Source organism: Streptomyces sp. NPDC001536 (assembly GCF_042894505.1).
Lineage (GTDB): Bacteria > Actinomycetota > Actinomycetes > Streptomycetales > Streptomycetaceae > Streptomyces.
On record NZ_JBIAVQ010000003.1, the window covers coordinates 685998 to 704482 of the forward strand.

The 18485-nt window shown below is 71.7% G+C and carries 15 protein-coding genes and 2 tRNA genes; 11 read left to right on the forward strand and 6 right to left on the reverse strand.

Annotation, left to right across the window (positions count from 1 at the left end; all coding sequences use genetic code 11):
- The first annotated feature begins 31 nt into the window (after nt 1-31).
- Nucleotides 32-448 carry an ASCH domain-containing protein gene (locus tag ACFY0U_RS12085; RefSeq protein WP_388634328.1) on the forward strand — a complete coding sequence of 139 codons (417 nt, stop codon included), beginning with the start codon at nt 32-34 and terminating at the stop codon, nt 446-448.
- Here ACFY0U_RS12085 and ACFY0U_RS12090 read toward each other — a convergent pair.
- Both ACFY0U_RS12090 and ACFY0U_RS12095 read right to left on the reverse strand, forming a co-directional pair.
- Nucleotides 436-894, reverse strand: a complete 459-nt coding sequence (locus ACFY0U_RS12090) for a hypothetical protein (RefSeq protein WP_388633947.1) — start codon at nt 892-894, stop codon at nt 436-438. The genes ACFY0U_RS12085 and ACFY0U_RS12090 overlap by 13 nt on opposite strands.
- A gap of 81 nt (nt 895-975) precedes the next feature.
- Nucleotides 976-1842, reverse strand: coding sequence for a bifunctional DNA primase/polymerase (locus tag ACFY0U_RS12095; protein WP_388633950.1), 867 nt, complete (start codon nt 1840-1842; stop codon nt 976-978).
- Between the two features lie 347 nt (nt 1843-2189).
- Between ACFY0U_RS12095 and ACFY0U_RS12100 the strand changes: the two genes are divergently transcribed.
- The 6 genes from ACFY0U_RS12100 (at nt 2190) to ACFY0U_RS12125 (ending at nt 8000) form a co-directional block, all read left to right on the forward strand.
- Complete coding sequence (locus ACFY0U_RS12100; RefSeq protein ID WP_388633953.1) at nt 2190-2504, forward strand: hypothetical protein; 315 nt, start codon at nt 2190-2192, stop codon at nt 2502-2504.
- Nucleotides 2505-2814: 310 nt separating this feature from the next.
- Nucleotides 2815-3759, forward strand: coding sequence for a bifunctional MaoC family dehydratase N-terminal/OB-fold nucleic acid binding domain-containing protein (locus tag ACFY0U_RS12105; RefSeq protein ID WP_388634331.1), 945 nt, complete (start codon nt 2815-2817; stop codon nt 3757-3759).
- Nucleotides 3746-4201 carry a MaoC family dehydratase gene (locus ACFY0U_RS12110; RefSeq protein WP_388633956.1) on the forward strand — a complete coding sequence of 152 codons (456 nt, stop codon included), beginning with the start codon at nt 3746-3748 and terminating at the stop codon, nt 4199-4201. Before ACFY0U_RS12105 ends, ACFY0U_RS12110 begins: the two co-directional genes overlap by 14 nt.
- The gene (locus ACFY0U_RS12115) at nt 4198-5364 is read left to right on the forward strand and encodes a lipid-transfer protein (RefSeq protein WP_388633958.1); all 1167 of its coding nucleotides are present in this window, start codon (nt 4198-4200) and stop codon (nt 5362-5364) included. Before ACFY0U_RS12110 ends, ACFY0U_RS12115 begins: the two co-directional genes overlap by 4 nt.
- 185 nt (nt 5365-5549) lie before the next feature.
- Nucleotides 5550-6116: a SigE family RNA polymerase sigma factor gene (locus ACFY0U_RS12120; RefSeq protein ID WP_388633961.1), complete on the forward strand. Its 567-nt coding sequence runs from the start codon at nt 5550-5552 to the stop codon at nt 6114-6116.
- Nucleotides 6117-6323: 207 nt separating this feature from the next.
- Nucleotides 6324-8000, forward strand: a complete 1677-nt coding sequence (locus tag ACFY0U_RS12125; protein WP_388633964.1) for a long-chain fatty acid--CoA ligase — start codon at nt 6324-6326, stop codon at nt 7998-8000.
- Between the two features lie 125 nt (nt 8001-8125).
- Here ACFY0U_RS12125 and ACFY0U_RS12130 read toward each other — a convergent pair whose 3' ends face one another.
- Complete coding sequence (locus ACFY0U_RS12130) at nt 8126-9331, reverse strand: MFS transporter (RefSeq protein ID WP_388633966.1); 1206 nt, start codon at nt 9329-9331, stop codon at nt 8126-8128.
- 148 nt (nt 9332-9479) lie between these two features.
- Between ACFY0U_RS12130 and ACFY0U_RS12135 the strand changes: the two genes are divergently transcribed.
- Nucleotides 9480-10058, forward strand: a complete 579-nt coding sequence (locus ACFY0U_RS12135; RefSeq protein WP_388633968.1) for a TetR family transcriptional regulator — start codon at nt 9480-9482, stop codon at nt 10056-10058.
- A gap of 33 nt (nt 10059-10091) precedes the next feature.
- Here the strand turns inward: ACFY0U_RS12135 and ACFY0U_RS12140 are convergent, their stop codons facing one another.
- Nucleotides 10092-14441: a PAS domain-containing protein gene (locus ACFY0U_RS12140; protein ID WP_388633971.1), complete on the reverse strand. Its 4350-nt coding sequence runs from the start codon at nt 14439-14441 to the stop codon at nt 10092-10094.
- Between the two features lie 288 nt (nt 14442-14729).
- The gene (locus ACFY0U_RS12145) at nt 14730-15191 is read right to left on the reverse strand and encodes an SSI family serine proteinase inhibitor (RefSeq protein ID WP_388633972.1); all 462 of its coding nucleotides are present in this window, start codon (nt 15189-15191) and stop codon (nt 14730-14732) included.
- A 171-nt stretch (nt 15192-15362) separates the two neighbouring features.
- Between ACFY0U_RS12145 and ACFY0U_RS12150 the strand changes: the two genes are divergently transcribed.
- Nucleotides 15363-15453, forward strand: a tRNA-Ser gene (locus tag ACFY0U_RS12150).
- Nucleotides 15454-15640: 187 nt separating this feature from the next.
- Nucleotides 15641-15713: transfer RNA gene (locus ACFY0U_RS12155), tRNA-Arg, on the forward strand.
- Nucleotides 15714-16287: 574 nt separating this feature from the next.
- Here the strand turns inward: ACFY0U_RS12155 and ACFY0U_RS12160 are convergent.
- Complete coding sequence (locus ACFY0U_RS12160; protein ID WP_388633974.1) at nt 16288-16494, reverse strand: hypothetical protein; 207 nt, start codon at nt 16492-16494, stop codon at nt 16288-16290.
- Between the two features lie 656 nt (nt 16495-17150).
- Between ACFY0U_RS12160 and ACFY0U_RS12165 the strand changes: the two genes are divergently transcribed.
- Complete coding sequence (locus ACFY0U_RS12165; RefSeq protein ID WP_388633976.1) at nt 17151-18437, forward strand: hypothetical protein; 1287 nt, start codon at nt 17151-17153, stop codon at nt 18435-18437.
- Nucleotides 18438-18485 lie beyond the last annotated feature (48 nt).

An 18485-nucleotide genomic window follows, 5' to 3' on the forward strand; every position in this document is an offset into this window, starting at 1 on the left:
TCCCCGTACGATCGCACTCGTGCCGCACCCCATGGATGCCCTGCCCCCGTACGAATTCGCCTTCCCCGGCCCCCTCCGCGACAAGCTCGTGGCCGCCGTCCTGTCCGGTGCGAAGACCTCGACGACGGGGTTGTTCAGGGCGTACGAGGTCGAGGGGGAGGCGCTGCCGCGGGTGGGGGCGCGGTTCGCGGTGGTGGATTCCGAGGAGCGGCCGGTGGCCGTCGTGGAGATCACGGACGTACGGGTGCTGCCGCTCGGTGAGGTCGATCTGGAGCATGCGGTGGACGAGGGTGAGGGGTACGCGTCCGTCGCTCAATGGCGGGCCGCGCATGAGCGGTTCTGGAACGGCGAGGAGTTGCGCGGGTTTCTGAAGGACCCGGGGTTCGTCGTCGAGGACGACACCCTGGTCGTCGCCGAGCGCTTCCGGGTCGTTCCCTACAACTCGTAGTCTTCCGCCAGTTCGTCCCATGCCATGTCCCGCAGCGTGTCCTCCGCGTCGCAGCCCGACGGCACCTGGGTGGTGGGCTGGAACCAGATGACCGTAAGGCCTGATCGGTACAGGACCGGGTCGTGGGCCGGGTTCATGGCGGTGGAGTGGAAGCTGCCCACGCACGCCACCGACGGGAGCACCTCCACCGGGCCGAACGCACCCGAGTACTGGTCCGGGTACTCGCGCGGGGGCGGGACCAGATGGACCGGCGTCCGCGGGGACTCCCGCTCGGCCGATCGCAACAGGCCCTTGATCCTCATCTCGTTGATCGGCTTGCAGGGATAGCCCTCCAGCAGCCCGCCGTACGTCGAGGAGAACCGCAGTTCGGAGAGGTCGACGCTGCGGCCGGAGGTCAGGACGAGGTGGGCCAGTGACATGGTCGGCACTCTATGGCGGTGGTGCATCGAGCTCCCGTGAATTTCATGGCCGACGCCTGTTCCCGGGGTCGGTGCTGTCCGTTCCTGCGTCCGGTGCCGCGCCCGTTCCTAGGGCCGGTGCCCCGTCATGCGTGCCGCCGACGCGATCGTCGCGCGGGCCTCGCGTTCGGTCAGGCCGGTGTTGAGGGCCGCGTCGACCAGGGGATCGACGAGGGCGGGGCCGATGCCGTCCTCGTAGGCGCGGCAGGCCGCCCAGAACAGGCGGGTGTTGCGCTGTCCCTCGTGTGCGGCGAGGACGAACTGGACCAGGCCCTGACCGTGGTCGCCGGCCGACGGGGGCGTGGGGTGGTGGGTGCGGGGCGGGGGGAGGAGGAGCCGGAGCAGGGCCGGCGGGCAGGCGGCGGGGGCCAGACGGGCCGTGCCGGGGGCCGTCGCGTACACGCCGTGGTCGGTGCGGGAGCCGGGGCCCACGAGGTAGCCGCCGGCGCCTCGGATGTCGATGCCGGGGGCGAGGCGGCCGGCCGAGTTGGGGACGACGACGTCCGGTGGGCCGCTCAGCCAGAGGTGGCGGCCGCCGCTGGGGGTCAGGACGACGACCGTGGCGGGGATCGTGAACAGGTGGCGCAGGGCCAGTTCGCGCAGGGCCGCCGAGGAGTCGGTGTCCGATTTCGTGTCGAGGTCGATGCCGATCAGGTGGTGGGGCGGGAGGCCGCAGGCGATGCCGTAGCCGGTCGCCCAGGGGGCCGCGGCGAACAGTTCGCGGATGCGGTTCGGGTCGGTGGCGGCGTCGTAGACCCCGTGGCCGAAGCGACCGCACTCGCCGTGGCAGGGCGGGGCCTCGGGGTCGTCGCGGTGGGGGGAGCGCAGGGCCGGGAGCTTCGTCCGGGACAGGGGGATGACGGCCAGGCCGCGTTCGGCGGCTGACAGGGCGTGGGCTAGGGCCAGCGTCGTGGCCTGCCGGTCTGTGGTGGCCATGGCTCCATTTTCGTACACCTGTTCGAGAAAGGGAAGTGTATTCCGGAGCGACTCGCCGGGCGGGGTGACTTGGCCGGAAAGGCGCCGGAACGCTTCACCTCTTGCGGCGCTTGGGGATGGTCTGCCCGCATCGCCCTGACCTGATTCTCCAGGTCGTGAAAGGGGTTTATCGACTTGTCCTCACGCTTCAGGGGGAATGGTCGCTTCCGGGGTGGTTCGCCGGGGATTCGGTGGGCAACTCTGGTCTCGCGACGTCGTGATCGACTCCGAGGCGGTCGGCCAACTGCCCGGGAAACAGGCTTACTTGACGTACTTCCGGCTGGAAAGCCGGGTTCTGGAGGAAGAACATGGCAAGCATCCGTACCGCCCGCGTCATCGCCGCCGTCTCCGCCCTTCCGCTCGCCGCCGCGCTCTTCACCGGCGTCGCGGCGGCGGACAACGGTGGCTTCGCGGACGACGGATCGAACGCGGGTGTCGCGAGCATCGTCGGCAGCGGTGTCGGTGGCACGAACAACGGCAACTCGTCCACCACGCAGCAGAACGCGGTGGGCTCCGGCGCCTCGAACCAGAGCAACACCGCGCAGGTCAACGGCTCCGCGTTCACGGCCATCAATCAGGGCAACGACAACACGTCCATCAACTTCACCCCGCTGTGGTGGTGACCTGAGGGGCCGCCGCTCCGGCAGCGGCTCCGGTCCCCGACCGGGTGTGCTTCATGGGGTGTGACACATCTGCGCGGCGGTGCTTCGGCATCGCCGCGCAGGCGTTTGCGGGTACGCCCGGCGGACCTCGGGGCCGGGTCGGCGGCTCCGTTCGGGCCGGTGGCCGTCCGCCTTGACAGTGCACGGCATCTGACGGACAGTCAGAAATCTTCGCCGCGTTCGTGGGAACCCCGGCGGCGGCAGCGGTGTACCAGAAGTGTCGATACGAAACGGGCGGGACGCACGGGACCACGAGGACGAGGGGGAGGCCATGGCCGACGAACTGGAGCAGCGACTGAAGGCGTACGAGGGCCGGCCCGCGGCCGTCTCCGGCACCGGCAAGGACCCCGTCAACGCGCCCATGATCCGGCACTGGTGCGAGGCCATGGGCGACACCAACCCGGCCTACTCAGGCCCGGACGCGATCGCCCCGCCCACCATGCTCCAGGCATGGACGATGGGCGGCCTCTCCGGCCACACGGGCCGCTCGTCGGCCTACGACGAACTGCTCACCCTTCTCGACGAGGCGGGCTGCACCTCGGTCGTCGCCACCGACTGCGAGCAGGAGTACATCCGCCCCCTGCGCCCCGGCGACGAGATCACCTTCGACGCGGTGATCGAGTCGGTGTCCTCCCGCAAGACGACGAAGCTCGGCACAGGTCACTTCGTCACGACCCGTATGGACATCCGTGTCGGCCCCGACCTCGCCGGCACCCACCGCTTCCGCATCCTCAAATACGCCCCCGCGCGACAGCACGGGCCGGACAAGGCGCCCCGCCGCCCCCGCCCCGTCATCAACCGCGACAACGCCGGCTTCTGGGAGGGCGTCCGCGAACACCGCCTTCTCATCCAGCGCTGCACCGCCTGCGGCACCCTGCGCCACCCCTGGCTGCCCGGCTGCAACACCTGCGGCCACCCGGAGTGGGACACCGTCGAGGCGAGCGGCACCGGCACGGTCCATTCGTACGTCGTCATGCACCACCCGCCCTTCCCGGCCTTCGACCCGCCTTACGCGGTCGGCCTGATAGAGCTCACGGAAGGCGTGCGGATGATCAGCAATGTGACCGGGGTGCCGTACGACAAGGTGCGTATCGGCATGCCGGTGCGGCTCGAATTCAAGGAGTACGACGAGGAGTTGGTGCTCCCGGTCTTCCGCGCCGAGGAAGGTTCGTACGGGAAGGGTTCGCACGAGGAGGGGTCCCATGTACGTCGGTGAGCAGCTCCCTGCGCGGGAGATCCCGGTCACCCGCACGCTGATCGTCGCCGGCGCCGTCGCCTCCCGCGACTACCAGGACGTCCACCACGACGCGGAGTCGGCCCGGCAGAAGGGCTCCCCCGACATCTTCATGAACATCCTGACGACCAACGGCCTCGTCGGCCGCTACATCACGGACCACTTCGGCCCCACGGCCGAGCTGCGCCGAGTCGCCATCCGGCTGGGCGCCCCCAACTACCCGGGGGACACCATGGTGTTGACGGGCACGGTCGAGGAGGTCGAGGGCGACACCGCGACCGTGAGGGTGGTCGGGGAGAACGGCATCGGCAGACATGTCACGGGCACGGTGACAGTCACCGTCCCGCCGGACGCACCGCCGGGGGCGCCGCCCGGTGTGCCGTCGGAGAGGCCGTCGGGGTCGGTCTCGGGAGGTGCCCGATGAGCGTCCGTACCCGGGACTCCCTCGGCGGGCGGTCGGCGATCGTCGGCATCGGTGCCACCGAGTTCTCCAAGGACTCGGGCCGCAGCGAGCTGAAGCTCGCCGTGGAGGCGGTGCGGGCCGCGCTGGACGACGCGGGACTGACGCCGGCCGACGTGGACGGGATGGTGACGTTCACGATGGACACCAACCCGGAGATCACCGTGGCCCAGGCCTGTGGGATGGGCGAGCTGTCCTTCTTCTCCCGCGTCCACTACGGCGGCGGGGCGGCCTGTGCGACGGTCCAGCAGGCGGCGCTGGCGGTGGCGACGGGCGTGGCGGAGGTGGTGGTCTGCTACCGCGCCTTCAACGAACGCTCGGGGCGTCGCTTCGGCTCGGGCGTGCAGCACCGGGAGCCCTCCGCGGAGGGGGTCGCGCTCGGCTGGTCCCTGCCGTTCGGGCTGCTCACTCCGGCGTCCTGGGTGGCGATGGCGGCCCAGCGTTATCTGCACACCTACGGTCTGACCCCGGAGGCCTTCGGGCAGGTGGCCGTCACCGCCCGCGGACACGCGGCGACCAACCCGGCGGCGTACTTCCACGGCCGTCCGATCACCCTCGCCGACCACGCCGCCTCACGCTGGATCGTCGAGCCGCTCCGCCTCCTCGACTGCTGCCAGGAGACGGACGGCGCCCAGGCCCTTGTCGTCACGTCCCTGGAGCGGGCACGTGATCTGCCGAACCCGCCGGCGGTCGTGGCCGCTGCGGCTCAGGGAGCGGGCCGGGCCCAGGAGCAGATGACCAGCTTCTACCGCGACGACCTGACGGGCCTGCCGGAGATGGGGGTCGTGGCCCGCCAGTTGTGGCGTACCTCGGGGCTCGCCCCGGCCGACATCGACGTGGGGATCCTGTACGACCACTTCACACCGTTCGTGCTGATGCAGCTGGAGGAGTTCGGGTTCTGCGGGAAGGGCGAGGCGGCGGACTTCGTGGCCGGGGAGCGGCTGCCGCTGAACACCCATGGAGGGCAGCTGGGGGAGGCGTATCTGCACGGGATGAACGGGATCGCGGAGGGAGTGCGTCAGATACGGGGGACGGCGGTGAACCGGATATCCGGCGCGGGCCGGGTCCTGGTGACGGCGGGGACGGGCGTGCCCACCTCGGGGCTGATCCTCTCCGGGGAAGACTGAGGCACCGGAAAGCGGGCCCGTCTGCGAGGACGGGCGTACCCCTCAGGGGTCGTCCCGCAGTAGTCCCCACCCCCTCGTCCACCCTCAGGAGGTGGAGCCACCCCCACCCCTACAACCTGAGGCGGACTCGTCTTCGGGACCTGCGGCCGATGAGCGGGAGGCCCCCTCGCTCCTAGCGTGGAGCCATGACCACACCCGTCTGCACCAGCGCTTTGGACCTCGCGGTACCGGCGAGGCAGACCCGCCCGTACGCGACGTACCCCTCCTTCTCGTCGTACGTGAAGGCCCGCCAGCCGGTGCTGCTGCGTACCGCCCGGTCGCTGACCGCGAACCCGTGCGACGCGGAGGACCTGCTGCAGACCGCGCTCACCAAGACCTATGTCGCCTGGGAGCGGATCGAGGACCACCGGGCGCTGGACGGCTATGTGCGTCGGGCGCTGCTGAACACACGCACATCGCAGTGGCGCAAGCGCAAGGTGGACGAGTTCGCGACCGACGAGATCCCGGAGCCCGAGCCGACGCCCGGCGGGGACGACCCGGCCGAGCAGCAGGCGCTGCACGACGCGATGTGGCGGGCGATCATGAAGCTGCCGGCCCGGCAGCGGGCGATGGTCGTCCTCAGGTACTACGAGGACCTGAGCGAGGTCCAGACCGCCGAGGTGCTCGGGGTGTCGGTGGGCACGGTGAAGTCGGCGGTGTCCCGGGCGCTGGGCAAGCTCCGGGAGGACCCGGAGCTGGGATTGGTCCGCTAGAGGCACCTGCCCCGGCGGGTCGTGGAGTGTCGACAGCCAGACCCTGCCCCTCCCGAGGCCCCCGGTCGGCTCTGAGACGGGCGGTGCGGTCTCTCGATAGCGGCACGGCACTGTGAACGCAACGTGACGTGATCGATCACCGCTGCCTAGTGACATACCGCGTGGTATGTGAGCAGAATCAGCGCAACCCTTACCACCGCGTAGGCAATGTCGCCCCGGGAGGACGCCGTGCTGAGCACGATGCAGGACGTACCGCTGCTGATCTCGAGGATCCTGACTCACGGGTCCACGATCCACGGCACATCGCAGGTGACCACCTGGACCGGTGAGGGCGAGCCGCACCGGCGTTCCTTCGCCGGCATCGGCGCCCGTGCGGCCCAGCTGGCGCACGCGCTGCGCGAAGACCTCGGCGTCGCGGACGACGAGCGGGTCGCGACCCTGATGTGGAACAACTCCGAGCATGTCGAGGCCTACTTCGCGATCCCGTCCATGGGCGCGGTCCTGCACACGCTGAACCTCCGGCTCCCGGCCGAGCAGCTGGCGTGGATCGTCAACCACGCGGCCGACCGGGTCGTGATCGCCAACGGTTCGCTGCTGCCGCTGCTCGTCCCGCTGCTGCCGCACCTCAAGACGGTCGAGCACGTGGTGGTGTCGGGTCCGGGCGACCGTTCCGGGCTCGCGGCCACCGACGTGCAGGTGCACGAGTACGAGGACCTGATCGCCGGGAAGCCGACGGCGTACGACTGGCCCGAGCTGGACGAGCGCCAGGCCGCCGCGATGTGCTACACGTCCGGCACGACGGGCGACCCCAAGGGCGTGGTGTACAGCCACCGTTCGATCTACCTGCACTCCATGCAGGTCAACATGGCCCAGTCGATGGGACTCACCGACCAGGACACGTCCCTCGTGGTCGTCCCGCAGTTCCACGTCAACGCCTGGGGTCTGCCGCACGCCACCTTCATGACCGGCGTGAACATGCTGATGCCGGACCGCTTCCTCCAGCCCGCGCCGCTCGCCGAGATGATCGAGACGGAGAAGCCGACCCACGCGGCGGCCGTCCCCACCATCTGGCAGGGCCTGCTCGCCGAACTGACCGCCAAGCCGCGGAACGTCTCCTCCCTCGGCCAGGTCACCATCGGGGGCTCCGCCTGTCCGCCCTCCCTCATGGAGGCCTTCGACAAGCTCGGCATGCGGGTCTGCCACGCCTGGGGCATGACGGAGACCTCCCCGCTCGGCACCATCGCGCGTCCGCCGGCCCATGTGGTGGGCACCGAGGAGGAGTTCGCGTACCGCCTCACCCAGGGCCGTTTCCCGGCCAGCGTCGAGGCCCGCCTCACCGGACCCGGCGGCGAGCGCCTGCCCTGGGACGGCGAGTCCGCGGGCGAGCTGGAGGTCCGCGGCCCGTGGATCGCCGGCGCCTACTACAACGGCCCGGACGCCGAAGCGCTGCGCCCCGCCGACAAGTTCAGCGAGGACGGCTGGCTGAAGACCGGAGACGTCGGCACCATCTCCGCCGACGGCTTCCTCACCCTCACCGACCGCGCCAAGGACGTCATCAAGTCCGGCGGCGAGTGGATCTCCTCGGTGGAGCTCGAGAACGCCCTGATGTCCCACCCGGACGTCACCGAGGCCGCCGTCGTCGCCGTCCCCGACGACAAGTGGGGCGAGCGTCCGCTGGCCACGGTCGTCCTCCGCGAGGGCTCCACCGCCGACTTCGACGCCCTGCGCACCTTCCTCGCCGAGGAGGGCCACATCGCCAAGTGGCAGCTCCCGGAGCGCTGGACGATCATCGAGTCGGTGCCGAAGACGAGCGTGGGCAAGTTCGACAAGAAGGTGCTCCGCAAGCAGTACGCCGAGGGCGCGCTGGACGTCACCAAGCTCTGACCCGAGCTCGGACATACGCGAGATGCCGGGCAGGGAATCGACATCCCCGCCCGACATCCCCGCCCGGCATCCCAGCCCGGCATCGTCGTACGACCACCACGGTCACCTGCGTAGGAACAACGCCGTCACCGTCGTACGGCAGTCACCCCCCACCCCAGCCCCAGCCACACACCCGCCACCATGACCACTCCGCCCCACCCGAAGTGGGTGAAGGCGAGGCCTGCCAGGGCCGAGGCGAGGGCGCCGCCGGCGAAGCCGGAGACGACGTAGGCGCTGTTGGCGGTGGCCGGGGTGGAGGTGGTGGTGAGGGCGAGGGTCTGGTTGGCGATGTGCGCGGCGACCAGGGCGGCGTGGACGGCGATCGCGGCGACGAAGAGCGCCACCAGGACATGGCCGCCGAGCCAGAAGAGCGGGACGGACGCGGCGGCGAGCACATACGCGGTGCGCACCACCTTCGCGGCGCCGAAGCGGTCGACCAGCCCGCCGGCCAGCGGGGCCACCACGCTCGCGGACAGTCCGAAGAGGCCGAAGAGACCGGCGGTGGCGGTCGAGAGGTCGTAGGGCTCGCCGGTCAGCAGCAGGGCGAGCGAGGTCCACAGGGCGCTCCAGGCGCCGTACATCCCGGCCTGCCGCACACACGCGCGCCACAGGTCGGGCGAGCGGCGCACCAGGCCCGGCATCGAGGCGAGGCCGGAGAAGAGGCCGCCGCCGTCCTTCGGGGTCCCCGCGCGTGAGGGCAGGACGGACGCCGTCAGCAGTCCCAGGATCGCGGTGAGGACCGCCGCACCGGCGAACACCGGGCGCCAGCCGAAGGCGTCGCCGGCCAGACCGCCGAGCACGCGGGCCGCGACGATGCCGGTGAACAGGCCCGCGATGACGGCGGCGACATGGCGGGCGCGGCGGTCGGCGGGGGCGCGTTCGGCGACCAGGGGGACAAGGAGCTGGGGGACGACCGTCGCGGCGGAGGCGACGAAGACCGCGGCGGCGAGGGCGGTGGTGCCGGGGGCCGCGGCGGCGACGGCCAGGGCCGCGGTCGTGGCCAGGGAGAGACCGGCGACCAGACGGCGGCGGTTGACGCGGTCTCCGAGCGGGGCGAAGAACAGCAGTCCGGCGGCGTAGCCGAACTGGGCGACCGAGGCGATCCAGGCGACGGCCGAGGGGGCCGAGCCGAAGTCGTGCGCGATGAGGGGGAGCAGCGGGGCGGCGAGGTAGATGTTGGCGGCCGTGACCGCGGTGCACAGGGCGATGAGGACGAGGAAGAGACGGGCGCGGGCGGGCTCCCTGGTGGGGGTCCGGGCGACCGTTTCGGTGGTGATCGTCGATGACGACATGGGCGGCGGGATCCTTCGAGGTCGGGTGCGGCCAGGGGTCGGCTCCGGTAACCAACCAGTTGGTTGGATGGCAGCAAGAACACCCTGCACCTCCCCCGAATTCCCTGTCAACCAAACGGTTGGTTACTTCCCCCGCTACCCTTGACCCATGGCAGTGAGAGACCCCGAGGCCACCCGGGCCCGGATCTTCGAGGCGGCGGTCGCCGAGTTCGCCCGCCATGGCATCGCCGGCGCCCGCATCGACCGCATCGCCCGCGAGGCCAAGGCCAACAAGCAGCTGATCTACGCCTACTTCGGCAACAAGGCGGAGCTGTTCACCCGGGTCCTGGGGAAGGCGATGCTCGATCTGGCCGTCGCCGTCCCGGTCGACGCGGACGACATCGAGGGCTGGATCGACGGCGTCATGGACTACCACGTCGCCCACCCCGAGGTGCTGCGCCTGCTCTTCTGGGAGGGCCTGGAGTACGGCATGACCGAACTGCCCGACGAGGCCGAGCGCCAGGAGCACTACCGGGAGAAGGTCGCCACCATCCAGGACGGCCAGGACCGCGGTGTCGTCTCCGACGCGATCCCCGCCCGCGACCTCCTCTTCCTCCTCATCGCCCTGGCCAACTGGGCCGCCGTCGTCCCGCAGATGCGCCGCATCGTGGTCGGCGGCGAGGAGGACGACCGCGAGCGGCTACGGGCGTCGGTACGGGAGGCTGCGCGGAGGCTGGTGGCGAAGTAGGGGGCGGCCCGGTCACGGCCGGCCCCTGTGCCCCTAGTTCGTCCCGATCCGCGCCAGCAGGTCCACGATCCGTGCCTGTACCTCGCCGCTGGTGGACCGCTCCGCCAGGAACAGCACCGTCTCGCCGGACGCGAGCCGTGGCAGGTCCGCCTGGTCGACGGCGGCGGTGTAGACGACGAGCGGGGTGCGGTTGAGCTGGCCGTTGGCGCGGAGCCAGTCGACGATGCCGGCCTGGCGGCGGTGCACCTGGTGCAGGTCCATCACGACCAGGTTCGGCCGGAACTGCCCCGCCAGCGCCACCGCGTCCGCGTCGCTCGCGGCCCGCGCCACCTGCATCCCGCGCCGCTCCAGCGTCGCGGTCAGCGCCAGCGCGATCTCCGCGTGCTCCTCGATCAGCAGCACCCGCGGCGGATGCTGCTCGCTGTCGCGCGGCGCCAGCGCCTTCAGGAGTACGGCGGGGTCGGCACCGTACGCCGCCTCGCGCGTCGCCTGTCCGAGCCCCGCGGTCACCATCACCGGCACCGAGGCGGCCACCGCGGCTTGCCGCAGCGACTGGAGCGCGGTCCGGGTGATCGGCCCGGTCAGCGGATCCACGAACAGCGCGGCCGGGAACGCGGCGATCTGCGCGTCCACCTCCTCGCGCGAGTGCACGATGACGGGCCGGTAGCCGCGGTCGCTGAGCGCCTGCTGCGTGGTGACGTCCGGCGCGGGCCACACCAGCAGCCGGCGCGGGTTGTCCAGCGGCTCCGGCGGCAGTTCGTCGTCCATGGGCTGCGGCCGCGGGGTGTCCGCGATCTCGACGGCCCCGCCGGGACCGTCCAGCGGCTCGGGACCCTCGGCGGCGTTCTCGTCCGGTGCGCCTATGGCGTACGACCGTCCGGTGCCCTCGGTCATCTGCGCGAGCCGGGACTGTCCGGCCATCGAGGGCTGGGGCTGCCCGGCCGGCGGCGAGGGCTGGGCCGGTGCGGGGGTCTGCTCCGCCGTCGGATGCGGGCGTCCGGCGGCCGGGTCGGGTGGCGTGCCGAGCTTGCGGCGACGGCCGGAACCCCCGGGCTGATGCGGCGCGGGCGTCGCCGTCGGCTGCTGGACCTGGGCCGCCTGCCGGGTGAACGGCACGCCCTGCCCCAGCGTCCGCACGCTGAAGGCCCGCCCCTGCGTCGAGTTCGGGTCGACGGGCGCCGCGGCCTCCGCGGGCAGCGGCTGCGCCGGGCGTGCCTGCGCGGCCGCCTCGGGGGGCAGCGCGGTGCCGGGGGCCGGGGTGCCGGCGGACGGCACGGGCCGCGGGGCGTTCGCCGCTACGGCGGTGTCGTCGCCGGCGGGCCACGGTTGGGGGGCCGGAGTGCCCAGGGGCACCTGACCGGGAGCGGCCTCGGCGGGCAGCGGCTGCCCGGCGAGGGTGTGTCCGGAGGGTGCCTGAGCGGGCAGCGCGGTCTGACCGGTGGCGTTCTGCGCGGGTACGGCGGCGGGCCGGGCGGTCTGGGCGGGGACCGGCTGAGCGGTCTGCTGCCCTGCGGTCATCTGCTGAGCGGTCTGCTGCCCGGCGGTCATCTGCTGTGCCGGAACGCCCTGCTGCTGTGCCGGGACCCCCTGCGCGGGCGTCCCACCGGCCTCCGCGGGCGCGCCCACGGCCCGTCGGCGCCGGCCTGTGGGCGCGGACGCGGGGTGCGGCTGCGGCGGGGTGTGGTCGCCGGACTGGTCGTGCGGCACAGCGTCGTGCCGGCCGTCGTCGACGAGCCCGGCGGCGGGAACGGCGGTGGGAACAGCGGGGGGAACGGCCTGCCCCGGGACCTGGACGGCGACCTGAGCGCCCGGCACCTGCGCGGGTACGGCGGGCGCGCCGGGCGCCTGCCCGGGAAGCGCGGCCTGGACCGGAACCTGTGCGGGTACGGCGATCTGACCCGGCAACTGGCCGGGAGCGGCGACCTGGGCGCCGGCTGTCTGCGCGGGCACGGCGACCTGACCGGGGACACCGCTCTGCCCCTGCCCCGGAATCTGCGCCTGCCCGGCCACGGCCGCCGGCTGATCCGCGCCGCCCGGCCCCTCCGTGGTGCCCTCGGCCCGGTCCGCGTCCGCGGGCGGCAGGGCGAACACCGAGCGGGGCGCGGCTTCCTGTGCGGCGGCCCGCTCGTTCGCGGCGGCCAGGGCGCGGCGCCGACGTCCGGTCGGCTGTGCCCCGTCGCCCTCGGCGGCGGGTTCGGCGGACGCGACCGCGGGCAGCGCAGGCGGCAGCGCGTGCTGCTCACCGGAGCCCGAGCCCTGACCGGAGTCCCGTCGGGCACGGCGGCCGCCCGCGGGCGCGGGCACACCCTGCGGCGGCACGGTCCCGCCCAGCCCGCTCCCCACGGCCGCGGTCCCCGCGGCGTACTCGGCGGCGGTGACGACGGCACCCTCGGACACACCGTCGCCCGTATCGACACCCTCGGCCATGTCCGCGTCGGCACCCTCGGCCGGCCTGCCCCGCCGCCGCCCGGTGCCACCGGAGCCGGACTCCACGCCGGACGCCAGCGCCGGAAGGGCCGGAGCCTGCTCCGTACGCCTCCTGCGACGCCCGGTGGGCGTGCCCTCGGCCCCTTCGGATTCGGGGTCCGCGCCGATGCCGGAGGCCTCGTCGCCCTCCAGGAACGCGTCGACGGACGACCGCCGCGCCCGGCGCCGTCCGCCCCCGCCGTCGGTCCCGGCAGGCGGCTCGATCGCGGCCGGACCGGCGGCCGCGACGGCTCCCGCCCCACCGCCGATGGGCACTTCGAGGACGTACGCGCTGCCGCTCATCCCCGGCACTTCATGTGTCTGGAGCACACCACCGTGGGCGCGCACGATCCCGCGCACGATCGGCTCGTGCACCGGGTCTCCCCCGGCGTACGGCCCGCGCACCTCGATGCGTACGACCTCGCCGCGCTGTGCCGCCGCCACGACGACGGTGTTGTCCATGTAACCGCCCGCCGACACGGGCGCGTTGCCGGTCGCGTCGACGCCGGCGACGTCCGCGACGAGGTGGGCGAGGGCCCGGGCCAGGAGCTGCGGGTCGACCTCGGCCTCGATGGGCGGGGCGTGCACGGCGAACTGCACGCGCCCCGGTCCGATGAGCTCCACGGCCCCGTCGACGCCCGCCGCGACCACGGCGTCGAGCATCACTTTCGTCCGCGTGATCCCGTCGTTGCCGGTGTCGAGGCGCTGGTAGGCCAGGACGTTGTCGATGAGCTGGGTGATCCGCGAGTACCCCGCGGACAGGTGATGGAGCACCTGGTTGGCCTCGGGCCACAGCTGCCCGGCGTCGTCCGCGGCCAGCGCCGCCAGCTCGCGGCGCAGTTCGTCGAGGGGCCCGCGCAGGGAGGTCCCGAGCAGGGTGAGGAGCTGCTCGTGGCGCCCGGCGAGCGCCTCGTACCGGTCCTTCTCCCGCTCGCCCAGGGAGGCGTACCGCTCCTCGCCCGCGGCGAGTTCCTCCTCGTGCTGCTCCTGGAGCTCCTCGACCTCGGTGACGTGCTTCTGGCGCAGCGCGGTCAGCTCGGAGGCGTGCTCCTCGGCGAGCCGCTCCAGCTCCTGCGCGTGCCGCCGCTCGGCGGCGTCCTTCTCCTCGGCGAGCTGGTCGTAGGGCCGCCGGTCGGTGAAGGTCATGACCGCCCCGACGAGCTGGTCGCCGTCCCGCACCGGCGCGGTCGTCAGGTCGACCGAGACCTTCTCGCCCTTCTTCGACCACACCACCTGCCCGCGCACCCGGTGCTTGCGCCCGGAGCGCAGGGTGTCGGCGAGCGGGGACTCCTCGTACGGGAACGGGGTGCCGTCCGCACGGGAGTGCAGCATGAGTTCGTGCAGCTCGCGGCCGCCGAGGTCGCTGGCCCGGTAGCCGAGTATCTGGGCGGCGGCCGGGTTGACGAGCACGATCCGCCCGTCGGTGTCCGTACCGACCACACCCTCGGATGCGGCCCGCAGGATCATCTCGGTCTGCCGCTGCGAACGCGCCAGCTCGGCCTCGGTGTCGACGGTCCCGGTGAGGTCCCGTACGACGAGCATCAGCAGCTCGTCGCTGCCGTAGCCGTAGTTGTCGTAGGCCTGCTGGCCGTTCTCGAGATTGGCGCTGGTGACCTCGACCGGGAACTCGGCCCCGTCGGTGCGCCGCGCGATCATGCGCGTCGGCTTGGTCTGTCCGCGCGGGTCCATGTGGTCCGGCCGCCGCATCGACCCCGGGATCAGCTTGGAGTCGAACTCGGGCAGCAGATCGAGCAGCCCGCGCCCGACCAGAGCCGTACCCGGCGCCTCGAAGGCCTCGAGGGCGATGGTGTTGGCGTTCACGACGGTCCCGTTGGCGTTGACCAGGACCAACGCGTCGGGCAGCGCGTCGAGTATGGCTGCGAGGCGAGCAGCGCCTCGGGATGGCCTGCTGCTCACGAGACGCTTCCTCCCTGTTACCGCACCTTGCCGACCGCTCGGGCCATCTTGCCAACCGGCCCGCGACGTGTCACGCGAGGGAGTCTAAGGGCACCGGTTGTGCCGGGGGCCCCGGATGAGAGGGAGGTCGCACGACGAAGTGACGTAGAACGTGTGACCGCACGCGCGACCACCTGCTTCTACGCCGCGGGACCGCCGCGAGACCACCATGGGACTTTCGTGCGACTTCCGCGGGACTTTCAGGCGCCCTGTTTCCGCCATGAAATGCCTGTGCGAGGTACGTCCCGCCTACCGGCCCATGGCGGGCAGCACGGGAACGAGCCGGTCCCAACGGCCGATCTGACAGCCGTCGCTCCGGTCGTACCGCGCGTCGACGGGCCGCCCGCCCCAGGTCCCGGTGACATGCGCGGTGGCCGGCCCGCCGTACTGCATGGTGCACAGGCTCCGCTCCGGTACGGGGGCGAAGGTGTCCTTGCCCCAGCGCGTCCCGCGGTCGAGCGCGGCGCACGCGCCGCCGGCGTCGGGGTGGGTGCCGCCGCCGGGATGGCAGTACAGCTCGAAGGTCCCGTCCTTGCCGGCGCCCGCGTTGCGCACGGTGACGGTGAGGTGGTCGCCGGCGCGGTCGTCGTCGCGGGCGGGCGGGGGCATGAGGGTGTGGGCGGAGGCGGGTACGGCGGTGACGGAACCGGCGGCGACGAGCGTGGAGGCGCCGAGGACGAGGAGCCGGGCGAGCCGGGAGGACTGGAGCATGACCTGACTAACGCGCCCCGCCCCGCCCGGTTGCGCCACCCCGCTCACACCGCCGGTAGGGCTTTGCCCTGCGGCCCGCCTGCCTAGTACCGTGGGAGGCGATTGGTGACACCACGCTCGACTGTGTCATCATCTGCACGCACCACTCGCGCTCGCGCGGGCGGCTGTGCTGGAGGCGTCGCCTAGTCCGGTCTATGGCGCCGCACTGCTAATGCGGTTTGGGACTTCAATCCCATCGAGGGTTCAAATCCCTCCGCCTCCGCGCTTGATCACGAAGCCCCGGTCCATCGGCCGGGGCTTCGTCGTTGCCACCAGGCCCTCTCAGGGTGTTTCCGCAGCTCACAAGGGGTACGGCAAACGGATTTCACATGGCGGCGGCAGTCATGTAATGTTCTTCCTGTCGCCGCGAGCGGCCCGGAAGGGCAAGGAACGGCGGGAAAACAGAACAAGCACTCGTAGCTTAACGGATAGAGCATCTGACTACGGATCAGAAGGTTGCAGGTTCGAATCCTGCCGAGTGCACACAGGTCAAAGGCCCCGGAGAGATCCGGGGCCTTCGGCGTTTCAGGGGCGTACAGCAGCGGAGCACCGCAACGGGCTTGGACTAGTCGATGCCTGTCCCGCCCATAGCGTCCGACAGCCTGCCGATGGCGGCGCGCACCCCCTCCTCGTTCGCTGGTGGTCTACGTCCAGCTCCCCGCGCTCGAAGTCGACGGACTTCCACCGCCGGCACCCGGACCGGCGGCATCCGCCTCCACAAGGAGGACGGCGCGGCGCTGTGGGCGTTCGGGGCGACGGAGACCAGGGTCAGAGTCGTCGAGTGGCTCGCGTGTCGTGCGCGGCGACGACCCGGACGCCCTGATCGGCGTGTCCGGGCCGGTGTGACCTCAGCAGACGGACATGGTGTTGAAGTCGTACGTCGCCGCGTTCGGGAAGTTCCAGAGAAGTACAGCAACCGCGGCAACTGACTATGACCATCAGTCAGCGTGAGAGGCAGAACAGGGGCTTCTCGCGTTGTCGTGTGTACGAGAAGAGGCCCCGGCGGGATGTCCGGGGCCTCTGGCGTTCTGGGTGTGGCGGTAAGAAAGGGGCGGGTTCAAGCTGCGGCTCCCGCCAGGCGGTGGAACGCCTCGGTGGTGCGGGGGTGGGCCAGTTCGTCCAGGAGGTGGCGCCACTCGGGGTCGGCCGCGGCGGGGTGGGCCTGGTCCCAGGCGGTGAGGAGCGGGGCGAGTTCGCTCTCGTGCGCGGGCTCGGTCACAGCGGTCGCGGTGGTGTTCGGCTCGGGGGAGGGCAGTGACTGCATCGGATTTCCTTCCGGGGAGGTGATCTGTGCCTCGGGCTGTGCCTCGGTTCTGTGCCTCTCGGATCCTCTGCTGTCCACGATGCCCCCGTCGGCCTTCAGTCGCCATGGAGCGACCTACCGGGTGGGAGGTGCAGCTAGCCGTACCCGAGGAGACCGCCAGCCCCCCTCGACCGGTTCTCGAGAACGGCCGGTACGTCGGACGAGGTCCCGCCAGAAGGGGACCGTGGCCCTCGGCCGCCAGGACGCGTCCACCTCGCCCCGGGCCTCGTCGAACTCCTGGTGGACGCAGTCGTACCGGTCGAGTCCGTAGTAGATGACGTCGGTCCCCCACATCGACAACACCGGGCGTCCGAAGGTGCCGCAGCCCGCGGGCAGGCAGCGGTGGGCGTACAGGGGCACCATCCGCGGCGCGTCCGCCGGCCGGCGCCGTGCCACCTCCAGTGCCGCCGACCCCGTCGGACGGGCGCGGGCCCCAGTCCTCGTGCCGGAAGCCGCCGGGCTCCACCGAGCCGCTAACTCCCCGGACCGGCCAGGCGGTTGCTCGCGTGGGAACGGGGCCCAGGGGCAAGTGGCGTGCTGTCCCGGCCCGTTGGCAGCGCTGGTAGCGAACATTTGTACTTGTGTTAACTGTTCGAATACGCATACTTTCTCGCGTCATGACCATGACGCGAAGAGCGATCATCAAGGGCATGGCGGCCGCCCCCTTCGTCGGTGCCGCCGGCAGCCTGCTCGCCCCCACCGCCGCGCACGCCGCGACCATCGACGCCGGCCAGTACTCCCTGACCAGCCGCTCCTCCAACAGCCACGGCGAATTCGCCGCCCTGGCAGCCGGGTTGGCGGCCAGTCTGACCAAGGTGGACGCGACCACCGTCATAGCCGACACCAACCGCAGCGCCGACGTGCTCAGCAGCGCCCCCAGCACCTCCGAGGCCTTCCAGGCCGGCTTCGCCTGGGACGACGACGACCAGATCGTCGACTACTGGATACCCCAGGGCGTCACCACCAGCGCCGACGCCTACGGCAACGGGCTCTACCCCGAGGGCGGCAGCAACAAGGTCATCCTGGTCTCCTGGTACTTCGAGACCGACCCCAACGAGGACAAGATCGACGACTACGCCCTCGACAAGGGCATGCGGCTCACCTTCGTCGACTACAACACCCCCTCCGCACCCACCTATCGGCACGTGCTGCTGGTCGAACCGGTGAGGACCAGTACGGGCGCGTACTCCTTCAACCCCGTCCGTAAACACGCCGGCGGCATCATGTGGTACGGCAACCTGCTGTACGTCGTCGACACGTACAAGGGCCTGAGGATCTTCGACCTCAACACCCTCTTCACCGTCGCCACCGCGGAGAAGGACGTCTGCGGTCTGCACACCGACGGCCAGTACTACGGGTACGGCTACAAGTACGTCCTCCCGCAGAGCCACGCCTACGACAACGCGGGTACCTGGCTGCGCTACTCGGCGATCGGGCTCGACCGCGCCAGCACCCCCGACAGCCTGGTGATAGGCGAGTACTCGCTCTCCGGCGTCGTCGACTACGACGAGCCGGGCGACCCCTTCCTCGGCTCGACCGAGCCCACCAACACCGTGCCCAAGGTGGTCCGCTGGGATCTCGACTACACCGACCGGCACCCGGGTTCGCTGACCGCGACCGAGGCCGTCACCGTCGCCCAGCAGAAGATCCAGGGCGTCGTCTCCCGCAAGACCAAGCACTACCTCTCGGTGAGCGCCGGCAAGTCCACCGCGGGCATGCTGCGCACCTTCACCTCCGGCGCGAACAGCGCGAGCACGGTCGCCGACCTCGCCATAGGCTCCGAGGACCTCAGCTACCACAGCAGCGGTGCGTCGGGCTGGTCGTACAGCGAGTCCGTGATCTGGAACACCAGCGAGTACGTCAACAAGCGGTACGTGTACGCGGTCCGGGCCGACGGCTCCTGAACGCGTGAGCGGAGGCCCCGGGAGATCCCGGGGCCTCCGACGTGCCGC